This window comes from Paenibacillus sp. JT31N17 (assembly GCF_056269255.1).
In genome coordinates, this window is sequence record NZ_JBWDNP010000003.1 from 724,529 (window position 1) to 748,430 (window position 23,902).

At 50.8% G+C, this 23,902-nt stretch carries 24 protein-coding genes; 18 read left to right on the plus strand and 6 right to left on the minus strand.

The genetic code is table 11. The features are described 5' to 3' along the window. Position 1 precedes the first annotated feature (1 nt). Complete coding sequence (locus AC0YOB_RS15200) at positions 2 to 1,159, minus strand: SGNH/GDSL hydrolase family protein (RefSeq protein ID WP_475793573.1); 1,158 nt, start codon at positions 1,157 to 1,159, stop codon at positions 2 to 4. A gap of 246 nt (positions 1,160 to 1,405) precedes the next feature. Here AC0YOB_RS15200 and AC0YOB_RS15205 point away from each other — a divergent pair, with 246 nt between their 5' ends. Further along, on the plus strand, positions 1,406 to 2,122 hold the full coding sequence (locus AC0YOB_RS15205) for an AAA family ATPase (protein ID WP_475793485.1): 717 nt from the start codon (positions 1,406 to 1,408) through the stop codon (positions 2,120 to 2,122). Between the two features lie 41 nt (positions 2,123 to 2,163). Here AC0YOB_RS15205 and AC0YOB_RS15210 read toward each other — a convergent pair whose 3' ends face one another. Both AC0YOB_RS15210 and AC0YOB_RS15215 read right to left on the minus strand, forming a co-directional pair. Further along, positions 2,164 to 3,666: an MDR family MFS transporter gene (locus tag AC0YOB_RS15210; protein ID WP_475793486.1), complete on the minus strand. Its 1,503-nt coding sequence runs from the start codon at positions 3,664 to 3,666 to the stop codon at positions 2,164 to 2,166. 281 nt (positions 3,667 to 3,947) lie between these two features. After that, positions 3,948 to 4,145, minus strand: a complete 198-nt coding sequence (locus tag AC0YOB_RS15215) for a hypothetical protein (protein ID WP_210040028.1) — start codon at positions 4,143 to 4,145, stop codon at positions 3,948 to 3,950. Positions 4,146 to 4,334: 189 nt separating this feature from the next. Between AC0YOB_RS15215 and AC0YOB_RS15220 the strand changes: the two genes are divergently transcribed. From AC0YOB_RS15220 to rpmG, 6 genes are all read left to right on the plus strand, one after another. After that, the gene (locus AC0YOB_RS15220; RefSeq protein WP_210039755.1) at positions 4,335 to 4,772 is read left to right on the plus strand and encodes a Fur family transcriptional regulator; all 438 of its coding nucleotides are present in this window, start codon (positions 4,335 to 4,337) and stop codon (positions 4,770 to 4,772) included. 427 nt (positions 4,773 to 5,199) lie between these two features. Beyond that, positions 5,200 to 5,907 (plus strand): metal ABC transporter ATP-binding protein, encoded by a 708-nt coding sequence (locus AC0YOB_RS15225; RefSeq protein WP_475793487.1) that lies wholly within the window; start codon positions 5,200 to 5,202, stop codon positions 5,905 to 5,907. Beyond that, the gene (locus tag AC0YOB_RS15230; protein WP_475793488.1) at positions 5,853 to 6,746 is read left to right on the plus strand and encodes a metal ABC transporter permease; all 894 of its coding nucleotides are present in this window, start codon (positions 5,853 to 5,855) and stop codon (positions 6,744 to 6,746) included. Before AC0YOB_RS15225 ends, AC0YOB_RS15230 begins: the two co-directional genes overlap by 55 nt. Before the next feature lie 99 nt (positions 6,747 to 6,845). Next, a complete protein-coding gene (locus AC0YOB_RS15235) occupies positions 6,846 to 7,877 on the plus strand; it encodes a metal ABC transporter substrate-binding protein (RefSeq protein ID WP_475793489.1) in 1,032 nt (343 codons plus the stop codon). A gap of 58 nt (positions 7,878 to 7,935) precedes the next feature. After that, positions 7,936 to 9,147 (plus strand): GTP-binding protein, encoded by a 1,212-nt coding sequence (locus tag AC0YOB_RS15240; RefSeq protein WP_475793490.1) that lies wholly within the window; start codon positions 7,936 to 7,938, stop codon positions 9,145 to 9,147. A 35-nt stretch (positions 9,148 to 9,182) separates the two neighbouring features. Next, positions 9,183 to 9,332, plus strand: coding sequence for a 50S ribosomal protein L33 (rpmG, locus tag AC0YOB_RS15245; protein WP_210039760.1), 150 nt, complete (start codon positions 9,183 to 9,185; stop codon positions 9,330 to 9,332). An 80-nt stretch (positions 9,333 to 9,412) separates the two neighbouring features. Here the strand turns inward: rpmG and AC0YOB_RS15250 are convergent, their stop codons facing one another. Both AC0YOB_RS15250 and AC0YOB_RS15255 read right to left on the minus strand, forming a co-directional pair. Beyond that, entirely contained in the window at positions 9,413 to 10,384 is a 972-nt protein-coding gene (locus tag AC0YOB_RS15250) for a TIGR03943 family putative permease subunit (protein WP_475793491.1), read from the minus strand. A 17-nt stretch (positions 10,385 to 10,401) separates the two neighbouring features. Next, positions 10,402 to 11,586: a permease gene (locus AC0YOB_RS15255; RefSeq protein ID WP_475793492.1), complete on the minus strand. Its 1,185-nt coding sequence runs from the start codon at positions 11,584 to 11,586 to the stop codon at positions 10,402 to 10,404. Between the two features lie 321 nt (positions 11,587 to 11,907). Here AC0YOB_RS15255 and AC0YOB_RS15260 point away from each other — a divergent pair, with 321 nt between their 5' ends. From AC0YOB_RS15260 to AC0YOB_RS15270, 3 genes are all read left to right on the plus strand, one after another. Further along, positions 11,908 to 13,713, plus strand: coding sequence for an LTA synthase family protein (locus AC0YOB_RS15260; protein WP_475793574.1), 1,806 nt, complete (start codon positions 11,908 to 11,910; stop codon positions 13,711 to 13,713). A gap of 33 nt (positions 13,714 to 13,746) precedes the next feature. After that, a complete protein-coding gene (locus tag AC0YOB_RS15265) occupies positions 13,747 to 13,887 on the plus strand; it encodes a hypothetical protein (RefSeq protein WP_475793493.1) in 141 nt (46 codons plus the stop codon). 239 nt (positions 13,888 to 14,126) lie between these two features. Continuing rightward, positions 14,127 to 14,297 (plus strand): hypothetical protein, encoded by a 171-nt coding sequence (locus AC0YOB_RS15270; RefSeq protein ID WP_210039764.1) that lies wholly within the window; start codon positions 14,127 to 14,129, stop codon positions 14,295 to 14,297. A gap of 127 nt (positions 14,298 to 14,424) precedes the next feature. On the opposite strand, the gene AC0YOB_RS15275 is transcribed toward AC0YOB_RS15270, so the two are convergent. Then, positions 14,425 to 14,691 (minus strand): hypothetical protein, encoded by a 267-nt coding sequence (locus AC0YOB_RS15275; RefSeq protein ID WP_210039765.1) that lies wholly within the window; start codon positions 14,689 to 14,691, stop codon positions 14,425 to 14,427. Between the two features lie 198 nt (positions 14,692 to 14,889). Here AC0YOB_RS15275 and AC0YOB_RS15280 point away from each other — a divergent pair, with 198 nt between their 5' ends. The 8 genes from AC0YOB_RS15280 to AC0YOB_RS15315 all read left to right on the plus strand — a co-directional run bounded on the left by AC0YOB_RS15280 (position 14,890) and on the right by AC0YOB_RS15315 (position 23,900). Beyond that, on the plus strand, positions 14,890 to 15,216 hold the full coding sequence (locus AC0YOB_RS15280; RefSeq protein ID WP_475793494.1) for a hypothetical protein: 327 nt from the start codon (positions 14,890 to 14,892) through the stop codon (positions 15,214 to 15,216). A 234-nt stretch (positions 15,217 to 15,450) separates the two neighbouring features. Continuing rightward, the gene (locus AC0YOB_RS15285; RefSeq protein ID WP_475793495.1) at positions 15,451 to 17,121 is read left to right on the plus strand and encodes a family 10 glycosylhydrolase; all 1,671 of its coding nucleotides are present in this window, start codon (positions 15,451 to 15,453) and stop codon (positions 17,119 to 17,121) included. A 97-nt stretch (positions 17,122 to 17,218) separates the two neighbouring features. Next, positions 17,219 to 17,734, plus strand: a complete 516-nt coding sequence (locus AC0YOB_RS15290; RefSeq protein WP_475793496.1) for a hypothetical protein — start codon at positions 17,219 to 17,221, stop codon at positions 17,732 to 17,734. 288 nt (positions 17,735 to 18,022) lie between these two features. Continuing rightward, complete coding sequence (locus tag AC0YOB_RS15295; RefSeq protein WP_475793497.1) at positions 18,023 to 19,009, plus strand: zinc-binding dehydrogenase; 987 nt, start codon at positions 18,023 to 18,025, stop codon at positions 19,007 to 19,009. A gap of 50 nt (positions 19,010 to 19,059) precedes the next feature. Beyond that, positions 19,060 to 19,602 carry a GNAT family N-acetyltransferase gene (locus tag AC0YOB_RS15300; RefSeq protein ID WP_475793498.1) on the plus strand — a complete coding sequence of 181 codons (543 nt, stop codon included), beginning with the start codon at positions 19,060 to 19,062 and terminating at the stop codon, positions 19,600 to 19,602. A 297-nt stretch (positions 19,603 to 19,899) separates the two neighbouring features. After that, positions 19,900 to 21,621: a spore germination protein gene (locus tag AC0YOB_RS15305; protein ID WP_475793499.1), complete on the plus strand. Its 1,722-nt coding sequence runs from the start codon at positions 19,900 to 19,902 to the stop codon at positions 21,619 to 21,621. Continuing rightward, positions 21,572 to 22,690: a GerAB/ArcD/ProY family transporter gene (locus tag AC0YOB_RS15310; protein WP_475793500.1), complete on the plus strand. Its 1,119-nt coding sequence runs from the start codon at positions 21,572 to 21,574 to the stop codon at positions 22,688 to 22,690. The genes AC0YOB_RS15305 and AC0YOB_RS15310 overlap by 50 nt, the downstream gene beginning before the upstream one ends. After that, entirely contained in the window at positions 22,659 to 23,900 is a 1,242-nt protein-coding gene (locus AC0YOB_RS15315; RefSeq protein WP_475793501.1) for a Ger(x)C family spore germination protein, read from the plus strand. Before AC0YOB_RS15310 ends, AC0YOB_RS15315 begins: the two co-directional genes overlap by 32 nt. Positions 23,901 to 23,902 lie beyond the last annotated feature (2 nt).

Below are 23,902 nucleotides of genomic sequence, written 5' to 3' on the forward strand. Positions count from 1 at the left end.
TTTATGACTTGTCATCGCTGGTAATCAGATTAAGCAGTCTGATCGTCGTCCCTGCGGACTCTTTCTTTTTGTTCTCGGTGACGACCAGCTTAAATGAATGCGTGCCCGATGTCAGACCGCTGGTTATGAACATCTTTTTTGTCGTGGAGAATTTGGAATAGGCATCCACCAGGCCTGCGAACTTTCCGTCTATATATACTTTGCCGATTCCGCCGCTGTTTGAAGTCTCGATATTGAGACCCAGCACGTTCCCTTCGAAGGAACTGCTGATATAGTCCCCCGGGCGGCTGCCTGTATAGCGGTTGTTGTTTTCAACAAATCCTTGCGAGCTCATGTCAGAAGGGGAAATCATCGTTTCATTTCCTGTATGGAACAGCTCCGAATCCGGGAAAAGAGGCGTTTCAGGAAGCGCTGTTATGGTTTTGCCAGCGTTCAGATTGGCTTCCAGGGCTTGCATGATTTGGTTGGTGTACAGCTCATATCCGCGGCTATTGGGAAGAGTGCCGTTATCCGTCAGTTCTTCTTTTTGGTTGGAGAGGAATTCGTTTCTGGTATCGATTGCGGTGAGCCCGTAATAGGCGCTCAGTTTTTTGAGTATATCGGGGTAAGCGTTATTCTTCACGGTGTTCTCGATAAACAGCAGAATTTCAGTTTTTGGGTTACGGTTCTTGATATTGCGGATCAAGCTCTCGTAGATCGCACCGTACGTTTGCGGGTCCAGTGCAGCCTGATCATTCTGGCCGAAGCTGATGATGGCCAGGTCATATTTGGCATTGACGCTCAAGAGCTTCCAGTAGTCATACCATCCTCCGAAAACAGTACCTGCGGGATTGGTGACCAGCGTTCGCAGCGCCGTCACTTGGCGGGTTGTTTTCATCTGATCCTCGAACCGGTAAAACCACTTGTCCCGCTTGCGGCCTGCCCCGTCGCTTTGACCGATAGCATCTCCGATCACCAGATAGTTGATGAATGAGCCTGTCTTCATTTTGTCGTACACACTCGAGGAATTTGGCTGAATCTGTAGGGAAGCGGCATTTACTGTCGAGGTCATCCTGATTTTGTTCTGCAAATTTTGACTGCCTAAAAATAATGTGAAAACAAGAATGATGACTAGAAACCCTGCTGGCAGAATCGGTTTTTTTAAGAATAATTTAATCATTCTCTTCAATATCACCAGCTCCTACTATTTAGTTTTGTTTATTACGATACAAATCGTATCATTTACAATGATTAATGTAAATAATAACAGAACCTTTTCATAAAAAATTTATTTATGAACTGCGCAAAATTTATATTTTTTACAATTATTTACTCGTGTCCTGGCTGGATGTAGGTTATTCTGAGACGGATATCGGGTCGAAATGTGACGAGCTGCTCAATCCTGTCTAACGAAGGGAAGCTGACGATGCTGCTTGAAGTGAGTACGCTTAAAGAAAAGATACCTGCGGGAAACAGGTATCCGTTCAATATTCCTTCCATTAAGTCTCTGGATCGGCTGCGTTTTGGCAGGAATGTAACCTTTCTGGTCGGAGAGAATGGATCGGGCAAATCAACGCTGCTGGAGGCGATCGCTTATCAATGCCATTTCAACACAGCAGGAGGCGGGCGCAATAATCAATATGAGCTTGCCTCCGCGGGAGCACAGCTCGGAGATTATATCCGGCTATCGTGGATGCCCAAATTGACCAATGGTTTTTTTCTGCGGGCGGAATCCTTTTATAATTTTGCCAACCATATCGACGACATTGCCAGGGAGCACGCATCCGTTTATGATGCTTACGGCGGCAAATCGCTGCATGAGCAGTCGCATGGCGAATCCTTCCTCTCCCTGTTCAAGAACCGATTCGGCCAGCGGGGAATTTATCTGCTCGACGAGCCCGAGGCTGCGCTGTCTCCGGCAAGACAGCTGGTGTTCCTCAGCATGATTCATGAGCTGCAGCGTTATGCGCAGCTTATTATTGCCACCCACTCCCCGATTCTTCTGGGCTATCCGAACGCCGATATATACAGCTTTGACGCAAGGCCGCCGGCAATGATCCGTTATGAGGATACCGATCATTATCAGATCACCCGAAGATTTCTGGAAAACAGGAAAAGCTATCTAAATGAGCTGATTGATTGATCCTTATCTGCTGCGGGATATGCTTTATTGCGAGCATGAGGTTATTCAGTAAGGGAAGCCGGCTGCTCGGCAGGCGGGCTGGTGCGGATGGGCCGCTGCACAAGCCGCGCATTGCCCATGAAGAAGCTCGCCGCGAGCGCAATCAGGACGAGCACGCTGCCGATTGCAAACAGATGATCCAGTGCGCTGCTGAATAACTGCTGAAGCTCCAGCAGTTCGTTGCCGGAAAGCTTGCTTCGGGAATCCCCATCCAGCAGCAGCTGCGGATCGAGAGTCATCCGCTGTGCCAGCAGACTGCCAAACACGCTGACTCCGATTGTCCCCCCGATCGAACGGAAAAACTGCGAGGATGAGGTGGCGGCTCCCCGGTTTTTGAAATCCACGGCGCTCATGGCGGCCGTTCCAAGGACAGGGAAAACGGCGCCTATGCCAAGGCCGGTCACAATCATATAGAGAATAATTTGCGCCAGGGTTGTCTCTGCGGTCATTGTGCTCAGCAGCAGGAGACCCCCGGCCATCATGGCCAGGCTTGGCAGAAGCAGGGTCCGGAAGGATACCTTGCCCATGAGCCGTCCGCCATAGGTTGATGTGATAACGACAGACAGCATCAGAGGGGTTAGAACATATCCGGCTACAGAAGGACTCACGCCAATAACGCCTTGAATATACAAGGGAATGTAGGCAATAGCTCCGAACATGGCCGCACTCATGAAGAAGCCGGCGATGTTGCCGAACGCGATTTCCCGCAGCTTGAACAACTGTAGAGGGATAATCGGTTCATGGGTCCGCGTTTCAATCCATAGAAACAATCCCAACAGCAAGGCGCTGGCTGCGAATAGGCACACGATTTGCCAGGAGCCCCATCCCAAATGAGTCCCGTCCTCCTGTCCTCCGCCTGCCAGCACCAGAGCGAGCAGAACGGAAACGACCGCACCGCTCAGCGTGACCGCCCCATACCAGTCGATGGAGCGTTTCTCCGCGCCCTTGCTCTCCTTCATGGCGATCAGAATAATGAGTACCGCAGCGATCCCGATAGGCAGATTAATCAGGAAAATCCATCCCCAATGCCAATAATTGACGATGATTCCGCCGAGCGTGGGGCCTAAGGTACTGGTCAGCGCAAAAACGCCGCCAAACAATCCCTGAAATTTTCCCCGCCGCTCAGGCGGATACAGATCGCCGACAATGGTGAAGGCAACGGGCATTAAAGCGCCGGCACCCAGGCCTTGAACGGCTCTGAATATAATGAGCTCCGTCATCGTTCCGGACATGGCGCACAGACCAGAGCCTGCCAGAAATACCAGTAAGCCGGCCATATACACTTTTTTGCGTCCAAACAGGTCGGCCAGCTTTCCATAGATGGGAATAGTCGTAGTGGAGGCCAGCATGTAGATTGCGAATACCCAGCTGTATAGATGAAGTCCCGATAAATCTTTAACAATTGTCGGCATGGCAGTGGACACGATGGTCTGATCCAGGGAAGCCAGTACCAAGCCAAGCAGCAGCCCGGCTGTAATCCATTTGATATGGGCATGTTGTTTCAATATCGCACACTCCGTCTCTCAGGATTTCCTCTATCTTGCCGTCAGGAAGTCCCGGAAATATTGGTGCTGTTTGCAGGCCTGCGAAAGCAGCATAAAAAATATAACGGAAAAAACGAAAAAAGAGTAGACTTTTTCTTTCCGGTAAGTTATCTTATTGATGTAGTGCGCCCCAAACAGGGTGCTCTTTTTTTATGTTTATTCCGCTTATTTATAATGCCGCAGCAGACAAGGGAAGCCCCCATGTTGAAGAGCTTCCCGGCTGCCCGACTTGCGATGCAAGATTACTTTTGTTCTTCCTCAATATCGTCCTCAAGTTTGCTGATGTATTCGTTTGGTATTTCATCCCCCTGGGGATTGTTATTCTTGAACATGCTTTTTCGTCCATTGCGGAACTCGCCGCCATGCACTTCGGATTGGCTTTGCCCGTTATTATCGCTTCCGCCGTGGCGGTTCCGATCCTTGTTCACGTTATTGGACACTGTCAGTTGCCTCCTCATTCATATTGCCGATCGCTCTCGGCACGGGGTTAGCTTTTGCAAATTGGGTTTGAATATACAATCCTTCCTGCATCTGGCTCATGATGGCGCGTGTAAACGTTCATAGTCTTGACATATCTTCATAAAGTGCGGCATGATGAAATGAAGACTCATTTTGAAAGGATTGCTACTATGGCTGAACAAAATAGGATGCAGCAGATTATCGATGTTATGGTGAAGAACGGCTGGAGAATAACGGAGCAGCGCCGCATGATGGCGGAGATTTTTACGAAGCGTGAAGGCTATTTGTCCCCAAAAGACGTTTATGATCTGATGACTGTCCAATATCCGAGCCTCAGCTTTGATACGGTATACCGCAATTTGCGGCTGCTTAGCGAGATGGGAGCGTTGGAGCAGTTTTATTTTATGGACGGCGGGCTCAAATTCAGGGGCAGCTGCACCACGCATCACCATCACCATCTCATTTGCGTCAACTGCGAGAAAACGTTGACTTTTGATTATTGTCCCATGGAAAATTCCCTGCAGCTGCCGGGTAATTTCAAAATCATTAATCATCGCTTCGAGGTTTACGGGATATGTGAAACCTGCCAGGTGGAAGCATCGGCCTGATCCCCTTGCTGCAGCAAGGAATCGGTTTAAATAAAGGACGGCAAGCGGTTAAGGGGTTGATTTCCACGCGGGAATCGGCCCTTTTTATTTTTTTGAGGTTCATGCTGGAGAGGCAGAACGGCTTGCGCCGCCACGGAAAAGGAAATAAAAGGCGGCCGGACTGCGGCATTGACTAATGCTGTGTTAGCTGGTAAACTTCATTAAGTAAATATTACGATTAAGAAAAACGGAGGACGGCAGGAGCCGTTTCTTCTTAAAATATAAGAAAGTATCACCTCGATACTTTGCTTATATTCCTGTTGGAGGAAATGAACTGCGCCGCCAAGGGACGGAGAAACCCGTTTCTTCTTGCTTGTCTTAAAATCGTAAAACTTACATATAAATAGAATGAATTTGTGCTATCAGAGAAAGGAAGGGGGGTTCAAGCATGCTGCTTGCCGAAATGCAAGGCGTTGAGTTCGGATACCGGGATGTGCCCTGTCTGGAAGATGTAAGTCTGGAGATCCACTCGGATGAGTTTGTTGCCGTAACCGGACCCAATGGCGCCTCCAAGACGACACTGCTCAAGCTGGTGCTGGGCCTGCTGGATCCGTGGAAGGGGAACGTCCGTTTATCCCCCATGAATGCCACAGGACACAAGCTTGTCATCGGTTATGTTCCGCAGCAAATTGCTGCTTTCAACAGCGGATTTCCAAGTACGATCGCAGAATTTGTGCGGTCCGGTCGGTATGTTCACGGTTCATGGCTGCGCCGTTTGAAAGCCAAGGATCATGACAGCACCGAGCAGGCTCTCCGCCAGGTCGGCATGTGGGATTTGCGGCACCGCAGGATCGGAGAGCTGTCAGGCGGGCAGAAGCAGCGTATCTGTATTGCCCGGGCGCTGGCGCAGGAGCCGGACCTGCTTGTGCTCGATGAGCCTACGACCGGTATGGATCAGGCGAGCCGATTCGGCCTCTATGAGCTCATGCGACATCAGGTGAAAGAGTACGGAAGGACTGTTATTATGGTGACCCATGGATTATCGGAGGTCAGTCCTTATCTGGACCGGGTGATCGAGCTCGTTCGGAAGGAGGATGGCGGATGGAAATGCTGCACTACGACTTCATGCAGCGGGCATTTTATGCCGGTGGGCTGATTGCGCTGGTGGCCTCGGTGCTTGGCGTTTATTTGATGCTGCGCCGCCAGGCGCTCATGGCAGACATGCTCTCTCACGTTTCGCTTGCAGGCGTTGCGGGCGGCGCTTATCTTCATATCAATCCGACATTGACCGGATTTGCGGTTGCCATCATTGGCGCAATAGCAGTGGAATATGTCAGACGCTCTTATAAAACCTACAGCGAGATTTCCATTGCCATTATTATGGTCGGCGGCTTATCCAGCGCGGTTGTGCTGATGAGTCTTAACCATAGCGTGAACAAAAGCTTCTCCTCCTATCTGTTCGGGTCGGTCGTTGCTGTAAACAGTACGGAATTGAAATTAATGGCTGCGGTGGCAATCGCCGGGGGATTATTTTTCTTTCTCTGCAGGAGACCCCTCTATCAAATTACGTTTGACGAAGAGACAGCCAGAACAAGCGGTCTGCCCGTAAAATGGATATCGCTTGGCTTCAGCGTGCTGACGGGCATGATTGTGGCGGCGGCCATGCCGATTGTCGGCGTTCTGCTTGTTTCCTCGCTCATCATTCTTCCGGCGGCGCTCGCGATCCGGATTGCCCCAAGCTTCACGGCGGCGCTGATTTACGCGATGATCATCGGATTGATTGGCGTCTTCTCCGGCTTGACCGCCTCTTATCAATTCAGCACGCCGCCCGGCGGAACGATTGCATTGCTGCTGCTGTTCATTCTGATCACCGGCATCGGCGTCAAGAAATTCGCGGCATGGCTGGTTAGAAGCAGGAGCAAAACCAGGAAGGAACCGGAGGCGGCCGTAATAGGGCAGCTGCCCCGATTTTCTAAAGATTCATCGCTTCATTAAGCCGTATAAAGAGAACAAGCCGGCCTGAAGGCCCGATAGGGTATGTGGATGCCGAATCGGGCGCCTTCTGGCCGGTAAAGATCACAAGGAGGAAGAGAAATGAAATTCGGGTTGAGCAAATCTTTGGCAGTGGTGGCTGCTTCAGCGGTATTGATCGCGGGCTGCGGGGGAAATACGAATAATACGGGCAATACGGCAAGCACAGGCAAAAACAATGCAGCGGCTGCAAACAGCACAACTGCTTCGAATGGGGCAAACGGCAGCTCAAGTGTGGATAGCGGCAAGAAGCTGAAAATCGTCGCCAGCTTTTATCCGATGGTGGAATTCAGCAAACAGGTGGCCGGCGATCACGCCGATGTCGTTGGACTGATCCCTTCCGGTACGGAGCCCCATGATTGGGAGCCAAGCGCCAAGGATATGGTTCAGGTGCAGGAAGCCGATGTATTTGTTTACAACGGAATCGTTGAAGGCTGGGCGGACGACGCGATAAGCAGCACAACCAATGACAACCGGATTGTCGTTGAAGCCAGCAAGGGCCTTGCTCTGATGGAAGGAACGGCGGAGGAGGAAGAAGAAGGGGAAGAGGCGCCAGCGGATGCCGGTCCCGTTCTTGATCCCCATGTATGGCTTGACCCGGCGCTTGCCCAGAAGGAAGTGGCTGCCATCCAGGCTGCGCTCATTCAGGCTGATCCTGCCAATGAAGCGGATTACACGAAGAATGGCGAAGCTTATATTGCCAAGCTCCAGGAGCTGGATGATGCCTATAAGACAGGCCTTGCCAATACGAAACGAAAAGGATTTGTGACCCAGCATGCGGCTTTTGGATACATGGCCAAGGAATATGGAATCACCCAGATTCCGATTGCCGGATTGTCGCCGGAGGAAGAGCCGTCTCCGGAAAAAATGGCTGAAATTGTGGAGTTCGCCAAACAAAACGAAGTGAAAACCATTTTCTTCGAAACCTTGGTTGACCCGAAAGTCGCTCAAACCATCGCGGATGAAATAGGGGCCAAAACAGATGTGCTTAATCCTCTGGAAGGGCTGACTGATGAAGAAATCAGCAAAAATCTGGATTATATCGCCGTTATGAAATCCAATCTTGAAGGCCTGGAGAAAGCGTTGAATGAATAGTGCTTTTTATTTCGGTCATTATCGTAATAATTACGTAATTGAAGGGACGTTGTGATTAATGAATACGACCAAAATTCCCGTAACCGTATTGAGCGGTTATTTGGGAGCAGGCAAAACCACGGTATTGAATCATGTTCTGAACAACCGGAGCGGCTTGAAGGTTGCGGTAATCGTGAACGATCTCAGCGAGGTAAACATTGACGCGGACCTGATCAAGGACGGCGGAGGCCTCTCCCGGACCGATGAGAAGCTGGTGGAGATGTCCAACGGCTGTATCTGCTGTACGCTCCGCGAGGATCTGCTCAAGGAAGTGGAAAAGCTGGCCAGGGATAACCGGTTCGATTATATTCTCATCGAATCGACGGGCGTCGGCGAGCCGCTTCCGGTCGCCCAGACCTTCACTTACATCGATGAGGAGCATGGAATCGATTTGACTGCGTTTTGCCGGCTGGACTGCATGGTGACCGTTGTGGATGCCTACCGGTTCTGGCATGACTTCTCCTCGGGCGATACGCTGCTGGAGCGCAGTCAGGCGGTTGGCGACGACGATCACCGCGATGTCGTCGATCTGCTCATCGATCAGATTGAATTCTGCGATGTGCTTATTCTGAACAAATGCGATCTGGTGGATGAAGAGGATTTGACGGAGCTGGAAGGCGTGCTGCGCAGGCTGCAGCCGAGCGCCAGGCTGATCCGCAGCAGTCAAGGGATGATTGACCCGGCGGAAATTCTGAACACCGGATTATTCGACTTCGACGCGGCGAGCACGTCGGCAGGCTGGATGAAGGAAATGGCCAAGCCTGTTCATGTGCCGGAAACCGAAGAATACGGCATCTCGTCATTTGTCTACGAGCGTCATAGACCGTTCCATCCCGGACGCTTGCTGCAGTGGATGGAGAACTGGCCGGTTGACATAGTCCGCGCGAAGGGGATGATGTGGTTGTCCTCGCGTAATGATATGGCCCAGAATATCAGCCAGGCAGGCCCATCCATCCAGTTTGGACCAGCTGGCTACTGGGTTGCCGCACTGCCCGAGGATGAGAGGCAGGCGGTTCTGCTTGAGGATCAGGAGCTGCTCACCGACTGGGATGAAGTGCATGGGGACCGGATTAACAAGGTTGTATTCATCGGCATCGAGATGGACGGACCGCAGATCATCTCTACCCTGGACGACTGCTTGCTGTCGGACGAGGAGCTTGAGCAGGACTGGAGAAGCTTCCAGGATGATCTGCCGAATCCGGTTCAGGAAGAGCAAGCAGTGCTTCACTAAAACAAAATCATTAAAACCAAGAAAGGTTGATAACCATGAGAGTCGTTGTTACACTTGCCTGCACGGAAACCGGAGACCGCAACTATACGACAACCAAGAACAAACGCAACCATCCCGAGCGGCTGGAGCTGCGTAAATACAGTCCGCGGCTGAAAAAATTCACGATTCACCGGGAAACGAGATAATCGCTATAATCGCGCAGGTAAAAGCCGGGCTGCTGATGCAGTCCGGCTTTTACCTGCGCGATAAACACGGGCAACCATGACTATAGGCCAAAATCAAAGTCCGGATATACATAGGGATCATCGGACGGCTTGATTTTCTCGGATTTGCCGGCTGTAAAGAGGATGACATCTGTGCCGTTATACTGGGTTTTGTTAATCGTCCCGGTCATTCTTAGCCAGGTATCGTTCTTATACGCGCCGGCATCTGCCGCATTGACCAGCACGCCGTAGGGGAGAGCATCCGCCGTACAGCACTGGACGGCGAAGCGGCCCAGAATGAATTGATTGGCAGCAAGCGTTTCGTCGCGGTAAACGAAGCCCTCCATGGTCAATTTCTTTCCTATAAAGTTATCCAGATACAAATCGATAGTAGTAAGGATTTCCATATAATTCTTCTCGGTAACGGTAATGAGCGGCTTCTGGTAGAGCTCCATGCCGTATTTGGAATATGCCTCGGTGAACTCATCTGCCGGGAACAGCTTCGCAAGCTCCGATTGGGGACCGTCAGCTGACGAGGCATCTTCCGGGCTGCCGGGCGTTGATTGCGGAGCAGAGGCGGCTTGAACGCTTGCGTCAGCCGATAGCGGCGATGGGTCGGCAGCGGCGTTTTTTTCTTTCGTCCTGATGCTGCCCGATGTGCTCAAGGTCATGCCCTTCTGGGCGGCCATCGCGCTGCCGATGGTTGTGTCCGGGGTGAAAATGAAGACGGCAAGCGGGACGACAAACAGGCCGTATACGAGTATATTGCGGATGAGAGAAGGCGAAGGCGGATGCTCGCAGCCGCAGTCGTCTTCTTTGCCGTTCCACAGCTTGAAAGCCTGGTAGATCTGTACAACGGCTACGCCGTAGAGGGCAATTGCAGCGAGCCTGACGTAAATCGTCATACGCGGGGCGATATACAAGGTCAGATGCCCCGTCAGCTGCAGCCGGGCAATATAGAACGCGATACCTCCCAGTATAACCGCACGGATGATCGGATGGATGACCTGGCGTCCAACGGATTGTTCTTCCATGGCTTGCGCCTCCTTGATTATGGATTTGGCCAAAGCTGTCCGGCAACGATAGACAGGATCAATACGACAGCTGTAATCAGGGCAATGAGCCCAAACACAAAACGCGAGCGGAAAACCGCCAGCATCATGAGCGTATTTTTGAAATCAACCATCGGTCCAAAGACCAGAAAAGCAAAAAGGGCTCCTTTGGGAAATACCCCGTTGAAGGAAGCGGCGATAAAAGCATCGGAGGTTGAGCATAACGAGATCAGGAAGGCAAAAGCCATCATCAGAGCATGCGCGCCGAGATCGCCTCCGCTGAGCGAAACGAGATAATCCCGGCTGACAAAGGTTTGGATCAGGGCTGTCAGGAAAGCGCCGAGCATCAGAAATTTGCCCATTTCAAAAAATTCATCCGCGGCATGCGTGAATACGGAGAGGAATTTGCCTCCCGATGCATGGCTGTGATCATGGTCGTGATCATGCGCATGTCCATGCCCGTGAATATGATGATCATGCATATGCGCCTGATGATGACTGCCGCTGACATGTTCATGAGCGCCATGCCGGAGCGCGGAATCACTATGAATTGGAACTTGCGAATTACGGTCATGCGAACGGCCGGAAAGGGCGTCAGCAGATTCGCCCGCTTCCAGGGAAGCGGCGGCCAACTTAAGCGGGCTGGTTCTCACCCGGTGATACAGCACCAGACCGACTATGGCAGAAACGGCGAAAGCGAGTCCCATCCGGAAATATACCATGTCCGTATTCAGCCGGAAGGCCATATAGGTCGCTGCGAAAGTGACGGGATTGATGATCGGGGCAGCCAATATATAAGTAATTCCGATATAGACAGGCATGCCTTTGCTGATCAGCCGGCGCACAATGGGAATCATGCCGCATTCGCATACGGGAAGCAGAATCCCCAGCAGGCAGGCATATACAACGCCCAGCAGCGGATTCTTGGGGATAAATTTGCGCATTCGCTCCTCGGAAATATACAGGTTCATGAAGGAAGAAACGAGCACGCCAAGCAGAATGAAGGGCAGCGCCTCCAGAAAAATACTGACGAAAACCGTCTTCAGGCTCTGCCACTGGGCTGCCGAAATATCAGGCAACAGATCCGCCAATAGCATACGATGTCCTGTGAAGACCAGCAGCAGAGCGGCCAATATCCCGACCGTGACAATGTTCAGGCTCCAGCGGTAAATCGAATTGGGCATATTGGACCGACCTTTCGTAACTAGTAAGGATTACGATTAAGTATAAAAGATTTATCCCTTTTGGTAAATAGATCAATCCAAGTGTCTATTTTTTGTCAATCTTGCAGATTGGGGGCATATGGCGCATGATTGGGCCGGATCTTATAGAAGAGCCTGTCCGTAAATGTTATACTGGAGGACATGAATAATGAACAGGAAAGGATCTGGATTTTCGTGGAAAAAGCTTTATTCAGAAAACAACGATATACGCTGTCCTTCCAGGATGAGAAGCGGCGCCGTATTCCTCTCTTTTATATCATATTCCTGCTGCTGCTTCTGAAAATGATTCTGCTGCGCAGCTTTTTCTTTCATGATATTGCCTGGAGCCGGCTGACGACAGACGCCGCCGCATTACTGGTTATTTTGAGCCTGTTCGAGCTCGCTCTGCCGCTTAGGGTGAAGTCCATCGTATTCTGGCTGTTTAATTTCATCTATTCGCTCACCTTGTTTGCAGCCACCTTATATTTCTCGCATTTTGGCTCGGTGCCGACCTATACGGCGCTTTATAATCTGGATCAGGTGCTGCAAATCAAATCAAGCGTTCAGTCCACGATTGAGTTAAGCAATTATCTCTATTTTATCGATATCGTTATTGCCGTTATAGGCTGGCTTGTGCTCAGAATCACCGGAGTGCACCTGCCCGCCAACCGTTCCATCTGGAAAATAGGCGTACTCATCACTTTCGTCGTCTGCATCGCGATATCCGCCAGATACATCCAGCTGGGCATGCCCATTGAGAATGAGCTGGTGGCGGCCGAGACCGATGGATTTCTAAATTATCAGGTAGCGTCGGCCATCAAGGCCGTGAAGGATAACAGCATAGCAGCGGAAGGCAATACGGATGAGATCGCCCAGGAAATTAGTGACCTTCAGGCATCCTATGCGTATAAGGATCAACCGGGGGAAGCGCCTGCTTTTTTTGGGCAGGCCAAGGGGAAGAACGTCATTGTCATCCAGATGGAGGCGTTTCAGAATTTTCCGATCCATCTGTCGCTTGACGGGAAGGAGCTGACGCCTGTCCTGAACGGATTGGCTGATCAGGGCATGTACTTCCCCCATATCTTCCAGCAAATCGGACAGGGCAATACGTCCGATGCCGAGTTTATGTCGAACACGTCCATTTATCCAACGGGGAAAATTGCGATGTCGACAGGCTACGGGAACCGCATGCTGCCGAGTATGCCAAGACTGCTGCAGGAACGCAATTACGAAGCGGATACGTTCCATGTCAATGATGTGGGCTTCTGGGACAGGAGCAAGCTCTATCCGGCGCTTAATTTCAATCATTATTATGACAAGCCGTTTTATACCAATGATCATTTCAACAGCTTTGGCGCTTCCGATGAGGAGCTGTACCGGATCGGGGTAGAGAAGCTGTCGGAGCTCAGCAAGCAGGGCAAGCCGTTTTACGCCCAATTCGTCACCGTATCCAGCCACTTCCCGTTCGAGGTGCCGGAGGATCGTTTGAAAATGAAAATACCGGACGCGCTGAAAGGCACGCAGCTTGGGAGCTATCTGGCCGCCGTCAACTATACGGATTATGCGGTCGGCACGCTCATTGACCGCTTGAAGCAAAACGGCATGTGGGACAACACGGTGCTGGTTCTGTACGGAGATCACTTCGGCCTGCAGCCCGATCAAATTGATCCCGCCCTTATCAGCTCTGAGCTTGGCATTACGTATGATCCGCAGGTTTCCCGGTTTAACATCCCGCTCATTATCCACATGCCCGGAGAGACGGACGGCAAGGTTGTAAACACAGTTGGCGGACAGCTTGATATCATGCCGACGATCGCCAATCTGCTTGGAGTCTCCCTCAGCGAAGAGAAATTTACAGCGTTTGGCCACGATCTGCTGAATATTGATCACAATGTGTTCGGCATGCGCTACTATTTGCCGACGGGCTCATTTTTTAACAATGACATCCTGTTTGTTCCCGGCAAAGGGTTCGAGGACGGCAAAGCTACATCATTGTCAACGCTGAAGCCCGTGACTGATTTCTCCGCTTACCGCAAAGACTACGATTACGTGCTCAAGTTGATGGAGCTTTCGGACCAATATGTCCGTTCTCTCCCCAATCGAAAATAGCTACCATTATACCAACAATAAAGGAGGATCAGCATGGGGGTACCGGCAGGCGTCTGGATTGGAGCAATTGTTATTGGGGTCATTGTAGTCTGGCTGACCATTTGGGTAACCAATAAGGCGTATTCGAAGAGATGGGAAGATCACGAGGAAAAAAATCAGGGAGAAAAAGAATAACAGCGTTAACCCTGGAACCGGCAGCATAGTCTGTACGGTTCTTTTTTTTTGCAATTAAATTCCGGGAGAAATTTGCTTTGCCGTTAAAGGACGGCGAATCCGTTTTTTAATTGACAATGATAATCATTATCAATTAAAATGAATACAGCCGCATATACATAGAAAAAGCATGTGCCGGCGAATGCAGTCATTGTTCCTGGCCAGGCAGGCAATAAGGCAGCGAGACAGGAGGCGACCGAATGGGAATTTTGTATGAAATCATAAACCGTACGAATCCGGATCAGAATAAAGAGGAAAATAAGCTGGAGCGGCCATGCGCGGATGAGCTTGTGCGTCAAAGCTATTACAGGGCGGATAAGAAACTGAGAGAGAATTTGCTGCATGCGGACAAAGGACTGAATAAAGCTTAGCGGAAGAGCGGCTGCAATGCGGGTCCGCATACGTTTGGACCCGTATGATTTGATCGTAAAGCCTAATGCAGGAATTCATCAAATCAAACGGATCGAAGCGTTTAGCGGGTCGACAGGGAATGAAGGGTTAGATCTTGATCAGCCCTTTTTCTTTGATTTCATTCTCAAACTCGGAAGCGTGCTTGGACATACAGTTGCAATAGTAGTCTTTACGGCAAATCGGGCATGGAACGGTAAGCAGGCGGTTAACGCCGATTAACTCCCAATCCGGTTTTTTGCTGTAAATAAGCCGGCATTTGGTGTTGTCCGTCAGTGTGGCAACAAAATGGTAAAGCCCTTCAGCTTCATTGCTGTCCACCACTACAAGGTTTTTGATATGAATTTTAAGCGCCATGTTTATCTCCTGTTCACATATTTGATTTTTATTTGCATAAGCGTGTGCTTAGTAATACTAATTGGATTATACCACTTTTGTCAAAGTGAAATTACCCCTTTGCTATATTTATTATACGATTATGGTTAATTATGAAGCAATGTGTGTAATAAGGAATACGGCAAGCCGAAAACAAACTGAATCAAGGCGGTGAATGACATGACGGTCCGATATCTTGTGAACTGCTATAACACAACCATTACGGTGAAGCAGGAAGATGACAGCATTGGGCAATATGATGTCAACATTCAAAGCAATAACAGTCCTTTCGGTTCCGGCAACACGCTGTATTCCGCGCATACGGAAGAACAGGCCGTTCGGATTGCCAATCAGCTCTGCGCTTTTTACTCCATGGCAAGGGAGAACGGGTACTACCTGCAGGGGAAGAAGTTTATGAAGCCTGACAGGCGGGATATCCATGCGGAAGAAGTGCTGAGATTTGAAAGAAGCGACGAAGATATGCACGCGTTACTAACCGGAGCTTAAATAAAATCATATACGAACCCATATAAGGGACCTCTTCGGAGGTCTCTTTTTTGATATATCAGAAATTATTAAATTTGGCCTCACCTTTTCTGATATTTTTGAGGAAGATACTAACTCTGCCGCCAAAAGACGGCTTCAGCCGTTTCTTCTTGTTCGGGAAGCAACAATTTCCATTATGATGCGTCCATATATAAGTGAAGAAGCAGAGTCTAACGAAATTTGGAGGATTTATTAATGAACTTGCGCAAGTGCCTGGCTGTTTTGCTGTTTGTTGTCTTATGGTCGCAAGCTGCGGCCCTGAGTGTGCATGCCCAGAATTCCAGTACGATTAAGATCTTTTTGGACGGGCAGGAAATCATAAGCGATGTATCTCCTTATATTGTTCCTAAAGTGAACACAACCCTGGTTCCCCTCAGGGTGATCAGCGAAGGATTGGGAGCGGCGGTGGATTGGAAGCAGAGCAGCAAGAGCGTGACCATCAGCTGGCCTGAAACGTCGATTGCGCTGACGGCCGGCCAAACCTACGCTCTCGTGGACGGGAGCAAGATTGCCTTGGGAACGACTGTGACAGTCAAGCAGGGCAGAGTTATGGTCCCGCTGCGTTTTGTCGGAGAGCAGCTCGGTCTGCAGGTAAACTGGAATCAGAGCGTGCATACGATCACGATGCTAAGCGGAGGTTTGGCTGAGCCGCCTCCATCCGAGCCTGTCGATCCTGTTGCCCCGGCGGAGCCAAAGCCGCCGGTCGATCCCGCCTTTCCATTGCCGCCCCTTGACAATAACGGCGGCGGGAATACGGGGGGCATCGGCGCAGGCCTCAGAGGAGCCTGGGTATCGACCGTTTTCAATCTGGATTGGCCATCAACGGGTTCATTCGGAAACAGGGCGAAGCAGCAGGATGAGTTCATCAAGCTTTTGGATGATTTGCAAGGAATGGGCATGAACGCGGTATTTGTTCAGGTTCGCCCGGCAGGGGACGCTTTATACCCCTCCACGCTTGTTCCATGGTCTGCCTTTCTGACCGGAACAAGCGGGAAAGCGCCGGATTATGATCCGCTGGCGTTTATGATCGGGGAGACACATAAGCGGGGAATGGAATTCCATGCCTGGTTCAACCCGTTCCGCGCAACGACTGATACGAAAACAGATAAGCTGGCCGGCAATCATGTGGTCAAGCAGCATCCCGAATGGATCGTCAAATCCGGCAGCATGTTTTATATTAATCCCGGCATCCCGGAGGCGCGGCAGCATATTATCGATACGATCATGGAAGTGGTCCATCAATACGATGTGGACGGCATCCATCTGGATGATTATTTCTATCCATCCGGCGGCACCTTTGGCGATGATGTTACTTTCCGGACATACAACAGCAAGAATCTCGCCACGCTCGCCGACTGGCGCCGGGATAATATTAATGAATTTGTCCGGCAGCTGGGCGAATCCATCCACAGCGCCAAGCCGCAGGTGCAGTTCGGCATCAGTCCGTTCGGGGTGTGGCGCAACAAGGCGCTGGATGCGACAGGCTCGGATACCAAGGCTGGTATAACCGCTTATGACAGCATGTATGCGGATGTACGCACCTGGATCAAGCAGGAGTGGATCGATTATGTCGTTCCGCAGATATACTGGAGCTTCTCTTTCACGGCGGCTCCCTATGGCACGCTGGTGGATTGGTGGGCGAATGAGGTACGCGGCACAGACGTTAAGCTGTATATCGGCCATTCACCTTACAAGCTGGGGACTGCCGAGGCAGGGTGGCAGAATGCCAAGGAGATTATCGATCAATTGTCTTACAATACTTCGATTAAAGAAGTCAGCGGCGACCTGTTCTTCAGCGCCAAGGATTTGCGCAAAAATCCGCTGGGACTTCTTCAAGCGCTCACGGCTTATTACAATCTTAATTAATTTATACGGTATTGTTACCTTTTCGAAACAATTTGGAGCCTATTCCCGGTTATAGTTATTCTATAACCAGATGTCCTTGATAGGGAGTGGCTTAAGTATGAAAAAATTATCGTTATGTACAGCCGTAATAGCAGTCGTTCTGGCATTTTCCATCCCAAGTGCAAATGCCGTAGGCAAGGGAGAAAGCGCGCCAGCCGGGCAGTCAGCTGAAACGGTGACCGCTTTTATCAATCATATTGATCACAAGGAGGGCAAGCTGTATCTGACAGTTGACGATATTCAGTGGTTTGAGGGTGCCGCCGCCGATGAGGCCTTTCTAGAGAATGAACCGGATTCCGGAATGGACGGCGCGCCGGATGGCTATTATATTGTCAATTCCGATAATCAAACCAGAGCGGTCGAGATCGATCCAGACGCACAGGTAGAGATGCAGATTTATGATCAGGATGGTGTGCTTGAAGATCTTCAGCCCGTCTTTAATCAGGCAATCCCGCTCGAGAAGTTTAATGCCATTTTTGGAGATAAGCATATCGTGGATTTGAGCGCTTTTCCTTATCATTTGACGATTAAGGACGGGAAGGTTGTCCGCATCGTTCAGCAGTATATCCCCTAATTGTCAGCTTACGGCTATACATAGGCCCGCTCGGTTACCGAGCGGGTCTTTTTTTTACCTTATAGAATGTAAATGCAAGGTCCTGCCGCTTCCGAATAGACAATGCTGAGCAATTACCTATACAATGGAAACAGGGCTCTTATCCGGTCCTGTTTTTTCCTTAGTTATATGAATTATGGGCAGAATAGCATTGTATCTGAAAGAAGCAGGTTTTGCGGCGTAAAACTCAAGCTTTTCTGCTGGCGAAGCCAGGGTTTTACTGCGCAAAACACACAGGAGGTAACCGTTATGAAAGCACTTGTATGGAACAGACCGGGAAAGCCGGAATCCCTGGAAATGACGGAGCTGCCGGTTCCGGCGGCCGGACCGGGTGAAATCCGGGTCAAGGTAATCGCGGCCGGATTGAATCCGGTTGATTACAAGCTCGCTTTGAACGGCCATCCCGCATGGGTGTACCCTTTTGTCCCGGGTGTGGATGTTGCGGGCGAAGTCGTGGAGCTTGGGGATGGCGTGACGAAGTGGCAGATTGGCGACCGCGTTGTTTATCATGGCGATTTTACCAAACCGGGCGGATATGCTGAATTCAGCGTGACCACCGCACATACGGCTGCGAGAATTCCTGAAGGCGTCTCCTTCGTCGAGGCTGCGGCTTTTCCATGCGCTGGCCTGACCGCTTATCAGGTGTTATTTCGCAAAATGCATATGCAAGCGGGTCAATCGATCCTGATTCATGCCGGCGGAGGAGGCGTAGGCGGATATGCCATTCAGCTTGCCAAGCTGGCCGGAGCATCATTGATCCTGACAACGGCTTCCCAGAAAAGCATGGAGCATGTGAGGGCGCTTGGTGCCGATGTCGGAATTGATTATAATAAGGAGGATACGTACAGCCGGATCAGAGAGCTTACTGACGGAGGCGGCGTGGATCTGATCCTGAATTCCGTCAACCGAGCAACCGCGCAGGAGGATCTGTCCGCTTTGAAGTTCGGCGGGCAATTAGCCTGCATCGCGGGGGCTCCGGAAACCGTAGCGGATTTTCAGCCCTCCTCCAAGACGTTCACGCTGCACAAAATCATGTTAAGCGGGGCCCATGGATCTGGAAGCCGGGAGGCCGAGGAGGATCTGGCAGCCATGGCGGACGAGTTTATGGCCTTGATGCTGGAGAAGAAGATCAAATCGATGGTCAGTGAGATTATCTCGCTGGAGCAGGTGCCGGAAGCGCTGACCCGATTATCGCAAAGACATGTCACTGGGAAAATAGTTCTTCTCCTTCAATAGGAGCAAGGAGCTCCAACACAGCAGGGGGTGCCGGTACGAGCCATTTGATTATGATAACATCAGCTGATTTGCACCATCCGTTATGGCCAGAGGCGCTGCGGATTTATCACGGAGCTTTTGCGCAGGAAGGCCGGAAATCGGATGCGGTGATCAAGCGGATGTTCGACAAGCATTTGTGTTTTCTGCACATCGGGTCGATTAACCAGAAAGCGGCCGCTATGGCGATATCTGCCAGAAGCGATGACGGCAGGGTGCTGGTTATCGATTATCTTGCCGTTCGGGAAGACCTGCGGGGTCAAGGTGCGGGGGCGGACTTCGTCCGGGCCATTTCCCGCTGGGCGCAGGAGGAGCAGGCTCTGGAGGGAATCGTTATTGAGGCGGAAGCGGATGAGACGGCCGTAAACGCCAGCCGGATCCGCTTTTGGGAGAAATGCGGATTTACCTTAACGGATTATGTCCATCAATACAGATGGGTCCCTGAGCCATACAGGGCCATGTTCAACTGGTTTGAGCCTGGCAGCGGTCTGCCTGTTGATGGAGAAGCTTTATTCCGCTATATCATTTCATTTCACCAGAAAGCTTATGCCAAATGAATACGAATATATAACGGACTGCCGCGAGGCAGTCTTTTGTCTGATCAAGCCAACCGGCGGTTTCCGGTTGGCTTTTTTTTCTGCCTCACAGCGTTATGGGCTTCACCCCTATAAATTTCTGTCAGGCATAAGCGAAGAAACCTGCTTCTGCCGCCAGCAGATGACTTTGGCCGCCGCTTCCTGCGTACCCGTTACAGGCCCGCATGCATAATCGAATGAAATAAATGGAAGCCTATCAGGGAGAAGAATATCGATGATGAGCAAGCTTTCTATTCCGGTATGTGAGGGGGAACGGATATGTCCGTCTGGAGATCCATGATTAATAGATCCAAGCAAAAGTCAAATCATATCCAAAGGTCTGATCAGTCGAGAAGGAAAATAGAGACGCCCAACAAGATTATGGAGAAGCTGGGGGATGAGCCAACTCATCGGTCAATTGATGAAACGGTTCTTTTCTTGCAGGAATTGCTTAAAGACAGCGATGACTTCATTATCCGTGAATTCGATATTCACGGCCATTATCCGGCGGTTTTGTTCTATTACTTCAGTTTGGCCGATAAAACGCAAATCAATGAGGACGTGCTGCGGCCTTTGATGAGGATTGTGGAGACGCCAGAGGAGGAACGCAAAACCCCCAAACAGCTTGCGGACATGATTAAGCGGCAGACGCTGACTTACAGTCCCATCAAGACGACCTCCAAGATCAGCGAGCTGGTGGATGGCATCTCAAGAGGATCAACGGTCCTTGCCATAGACGGTCTGGATGAAGTGCTTATTATGGGCTGCCGGGATATTGGCAAGAGAGCGATCGAGCAGCCGCCGACCGAGCAGGTGATTCAAGGTCCCAGAGAAGGCTTCATCGAACATCTGGACGACAACCTGGGCTTGATCCGGTACCGGCTGATGACCCCGGATTTGCGGGTAAAGGTGATTACGCTTGGACGGGTGACCAAAACCGATGTCGCGATTACGTATCTGGACGGGATTGTAAATCCGGAGCTGGTTCAGGAAGTGGAAAAGCGGCTGTCCAATATCGATATCGATGGAATTATGGATGCCGGCTATTTGGAGCAGTTCATCGAAGACAACTATCTGTCCCCGTTCCCTCAGGTGCAGAATACCGAGAAGCCCGATAAAGTCGTTGCCAATCTGCTGGAAGGAAGGGTTTCCATTCTGGTGGACGGAACGCCCTTCGCGCTTATAGTGCCGGCGGTGTTCAACCAGTTCTACCAGGTAACCGAGGATTATACATCGCGTTTTCTGCAGGGCAGCTTCATCAGGGTGGTGCGTGTCATAGCCTTGGTTTTTTCTCTCATATTTCCATCGTTATATGTTGCCATCATCTCCTTCAATCCCGAACTGATTCCTACGGAGTTCGCCGTTGCCGTAGCCGGGGGGAGAGCGGGAGTGCCGTTCCCGTCTTTTTTTGAGGTGCTTATTGTCGAGATCTCCATGGAGGTGCTGCGGGAAGCTACCATCAGGCTGCCGCAGCAGGTCGGGGGTGCATTATCCATCGTAGGCGTGCTTGTTATTGGCCAAGCGGCGGTTGCGGCCGGATTCGCAAGCCCGATTACCGTTGTCGTTATCGCGCTGACGACAATCGGATCGTTCGCAACGCCCGCCTATAACTCAGCCTTCGCGCTGCGCATGCTGCGGTTTCCGCTTATCGTCATGGCCGGTATGTTTGGTTTGTATGGCGTCGTAATCGGCTTGATCGTGATCGGGAATCATATGCTTTCCCTGAAGTCCTTTGGTGTTCCGTATATGAGCCCGGCAGTTCCGGTTGATATGCAAGGCTTCAAGGATTTGGTTACGCGTGCTCCGATCTGGTCGATGAAGCTGAGGCCCGCGATGCTCCATTCTCCTGATCCGACCCGGGTAGGGGAGAAGTCGCAGCCCAACCATGAACAGCAATCCAATGTGCTTGATCCGATGCAGAATACCGAATCGGAGGAAGGAGGGAATCAGGATGGAAGCTCGTCAGATAACGATGGTTCAGGCGGCAGCGGTTATCGCTAGCACCATCATTGGGGTCGGTGTGCTTGAACTGCCCCGTCTGTCCGTTAATGCCATGGATTCGGGAGCTCCATTGTTTACGCTTATCGGAGCTCTTATCGGATTAGTCGGATTGATACTGACAACCGTGCTTGGCGTACGTTTTCCCAGAAAGTCGTTGATTCAATACAGTGAAGATATTATAGGCAGATGGCTTGCCTTCATTATCAATATGGCACTCGTCGTTTTCTTCTCCATCCTGACCGCTCTGGCCTCGCGCGAGTTTGGAGAGGTGGTCGTGACCTCCGTATTGAAGCGCACTCCGCTGGAAGTGACGGTGATCATGATGCTGCTGCTGGCAGCGGTGATTGTAAGAACGGATATCGCCACATTTACCAGCGTCCATCTGTTCTATTTGCCTTTCATGTTCGTTCCGGGAATTGCCATCGTTATTTTTTCGCTCAAAAATGGTTTTGCCTTAAACCTGCTTCCGATATGGGGAAACGAGCACCATCAGATATTCAGCGGCCTGCTGACGATTGCGGCGCTGTTCCAGTGTTCCTTCGTCATCACATTGATTATTCCCTTCATGCGTTCCCCCAAAAGAGCCTATGTTTCGATGCTATGGGGATGGGGAATATCTGGCGTGTTATATCTGCTGATTGTAATTGCGGCAGTTGCCGTATTCGGTCCTGAAGAAATAAAAGTATTGATGTGGCCAACACTGGAGCTGGCCAAAACGACTGCTCTTCCCGCCAATATCCTGGAAAGACTGGATGCGGCATTTTTGGCTGTCTGGGTAACCGCGGTTTTCACGACGCTGTTCTCGACCTATTATTTGACGATAAAATCCATTACGCAAATGTTCCGACTCCGCGATCACAAGATGTTCTCTTATTTTCTGCTGCCATTTATCTTTCTGAGCGCCATGCTGCCGCAAAGCGTGCTGCAAATGTATGATTTTATTGATATTGTTGGCCAAACCGGACTCATCCTTACGATCGGGTATCCGTGTCTGCTATTGATACTGGCCATGATCCGCAAGAAAAGGGGCGAAGAAAATGTCGGTTCAGACCATCAAAAGAACCTGTAGCTCACTTCTGCTTGTGAGCATCTTCGTTCCTTTGCTGACGGGCTGCTGGGACCGCCTGGAAATCGAAGAGCGGGCAGTTGTGCTCGCTATAGCGATTGATGTTGCAACTCCTCAAGGGGAGGAGGAGGAACCGGAGGTGGCGCATGTCAAGGACTCCATTCCGGAGCCGGAGGGCATCGGGTACCAGCTTACTGCGCAAATCGCTGTGCCGGGACGTATTCCGCTGGGGCCAAGCAACGAAGGAGGCGGGGGGTCCGGGGCTTCGCAGAAGCCGGTCTGGATCTTGTCGGCAAGCGGACATACCTTGGATGATGCCATGAGTGTGCTGCAGCAACAGCTGGCGGATAAGCTGTTCCTTGGCCATCTTCGCGTCATTATCGTATCCGAGAAGGTAGCACGCGTGGGACTTGAGAATTTGAATGATTATCTGAGAAGAAATGCGGAGGTGCGAAGACTCGCATGGCTCAGTATATCCAAAGGCAGAGCCGAGAAGGTGGTAAGGGCGGCTCCGCAGCTGGAAAGGGTTCCTGCGCTGTATTTGCTGGCCATGTTTGATCATGCTGTGGAGATGGGCAAATACCCTAATGAATTTATCGGGATATTCTGGAGCAAGAGTACGAGCAAAGGGGTAGAGCCGATCCTGCCGCTGCTCAATATGAACAGGGAAGGAAGCATTGAAGTTGCCGGACTTGCCTATTTTAAAGCGGATAAAATGGTTGGAAGCACCAAGCCGCTTGAAATCGGGTTTTATATGGCTTTGACCGGCAGGAAGCGGGGAGGTTATACAGCCTTTATTCCAAGGCGAGAGGGGAGCCAGGACATGATTATGATCAGAGCCACGCAGCGAAGAACCAGAACGCAGGTATCTGTGAAGGATGGAAAGCCGCATGTGCAGGTGCATGTGCTCCTGGAAGAGGTAATTGAGGAGAATGCGAACGAGAACTCCAGAATCGACAAACAGGCGAGCCTGGAGGAGCTTGCTGTCACCTCGGCTTCCATGACTGTGAAGGGAACCACGGAATTCGTTAAAGAATTGCAGGCAGCAGGGTCGGATATATTCGGCTTTGGCGAACAGTTTCGGGCGAAGATGCCGGGTTACTGGAATCGCAATATCCGGACGGATGAGAAATGGACGGAGACCTTCAAGACCTTGTCCGTCGATATTCAATGCCAGGTGCGGATGCGGAGGGTCGGGATGAAGGCAAGCTGATT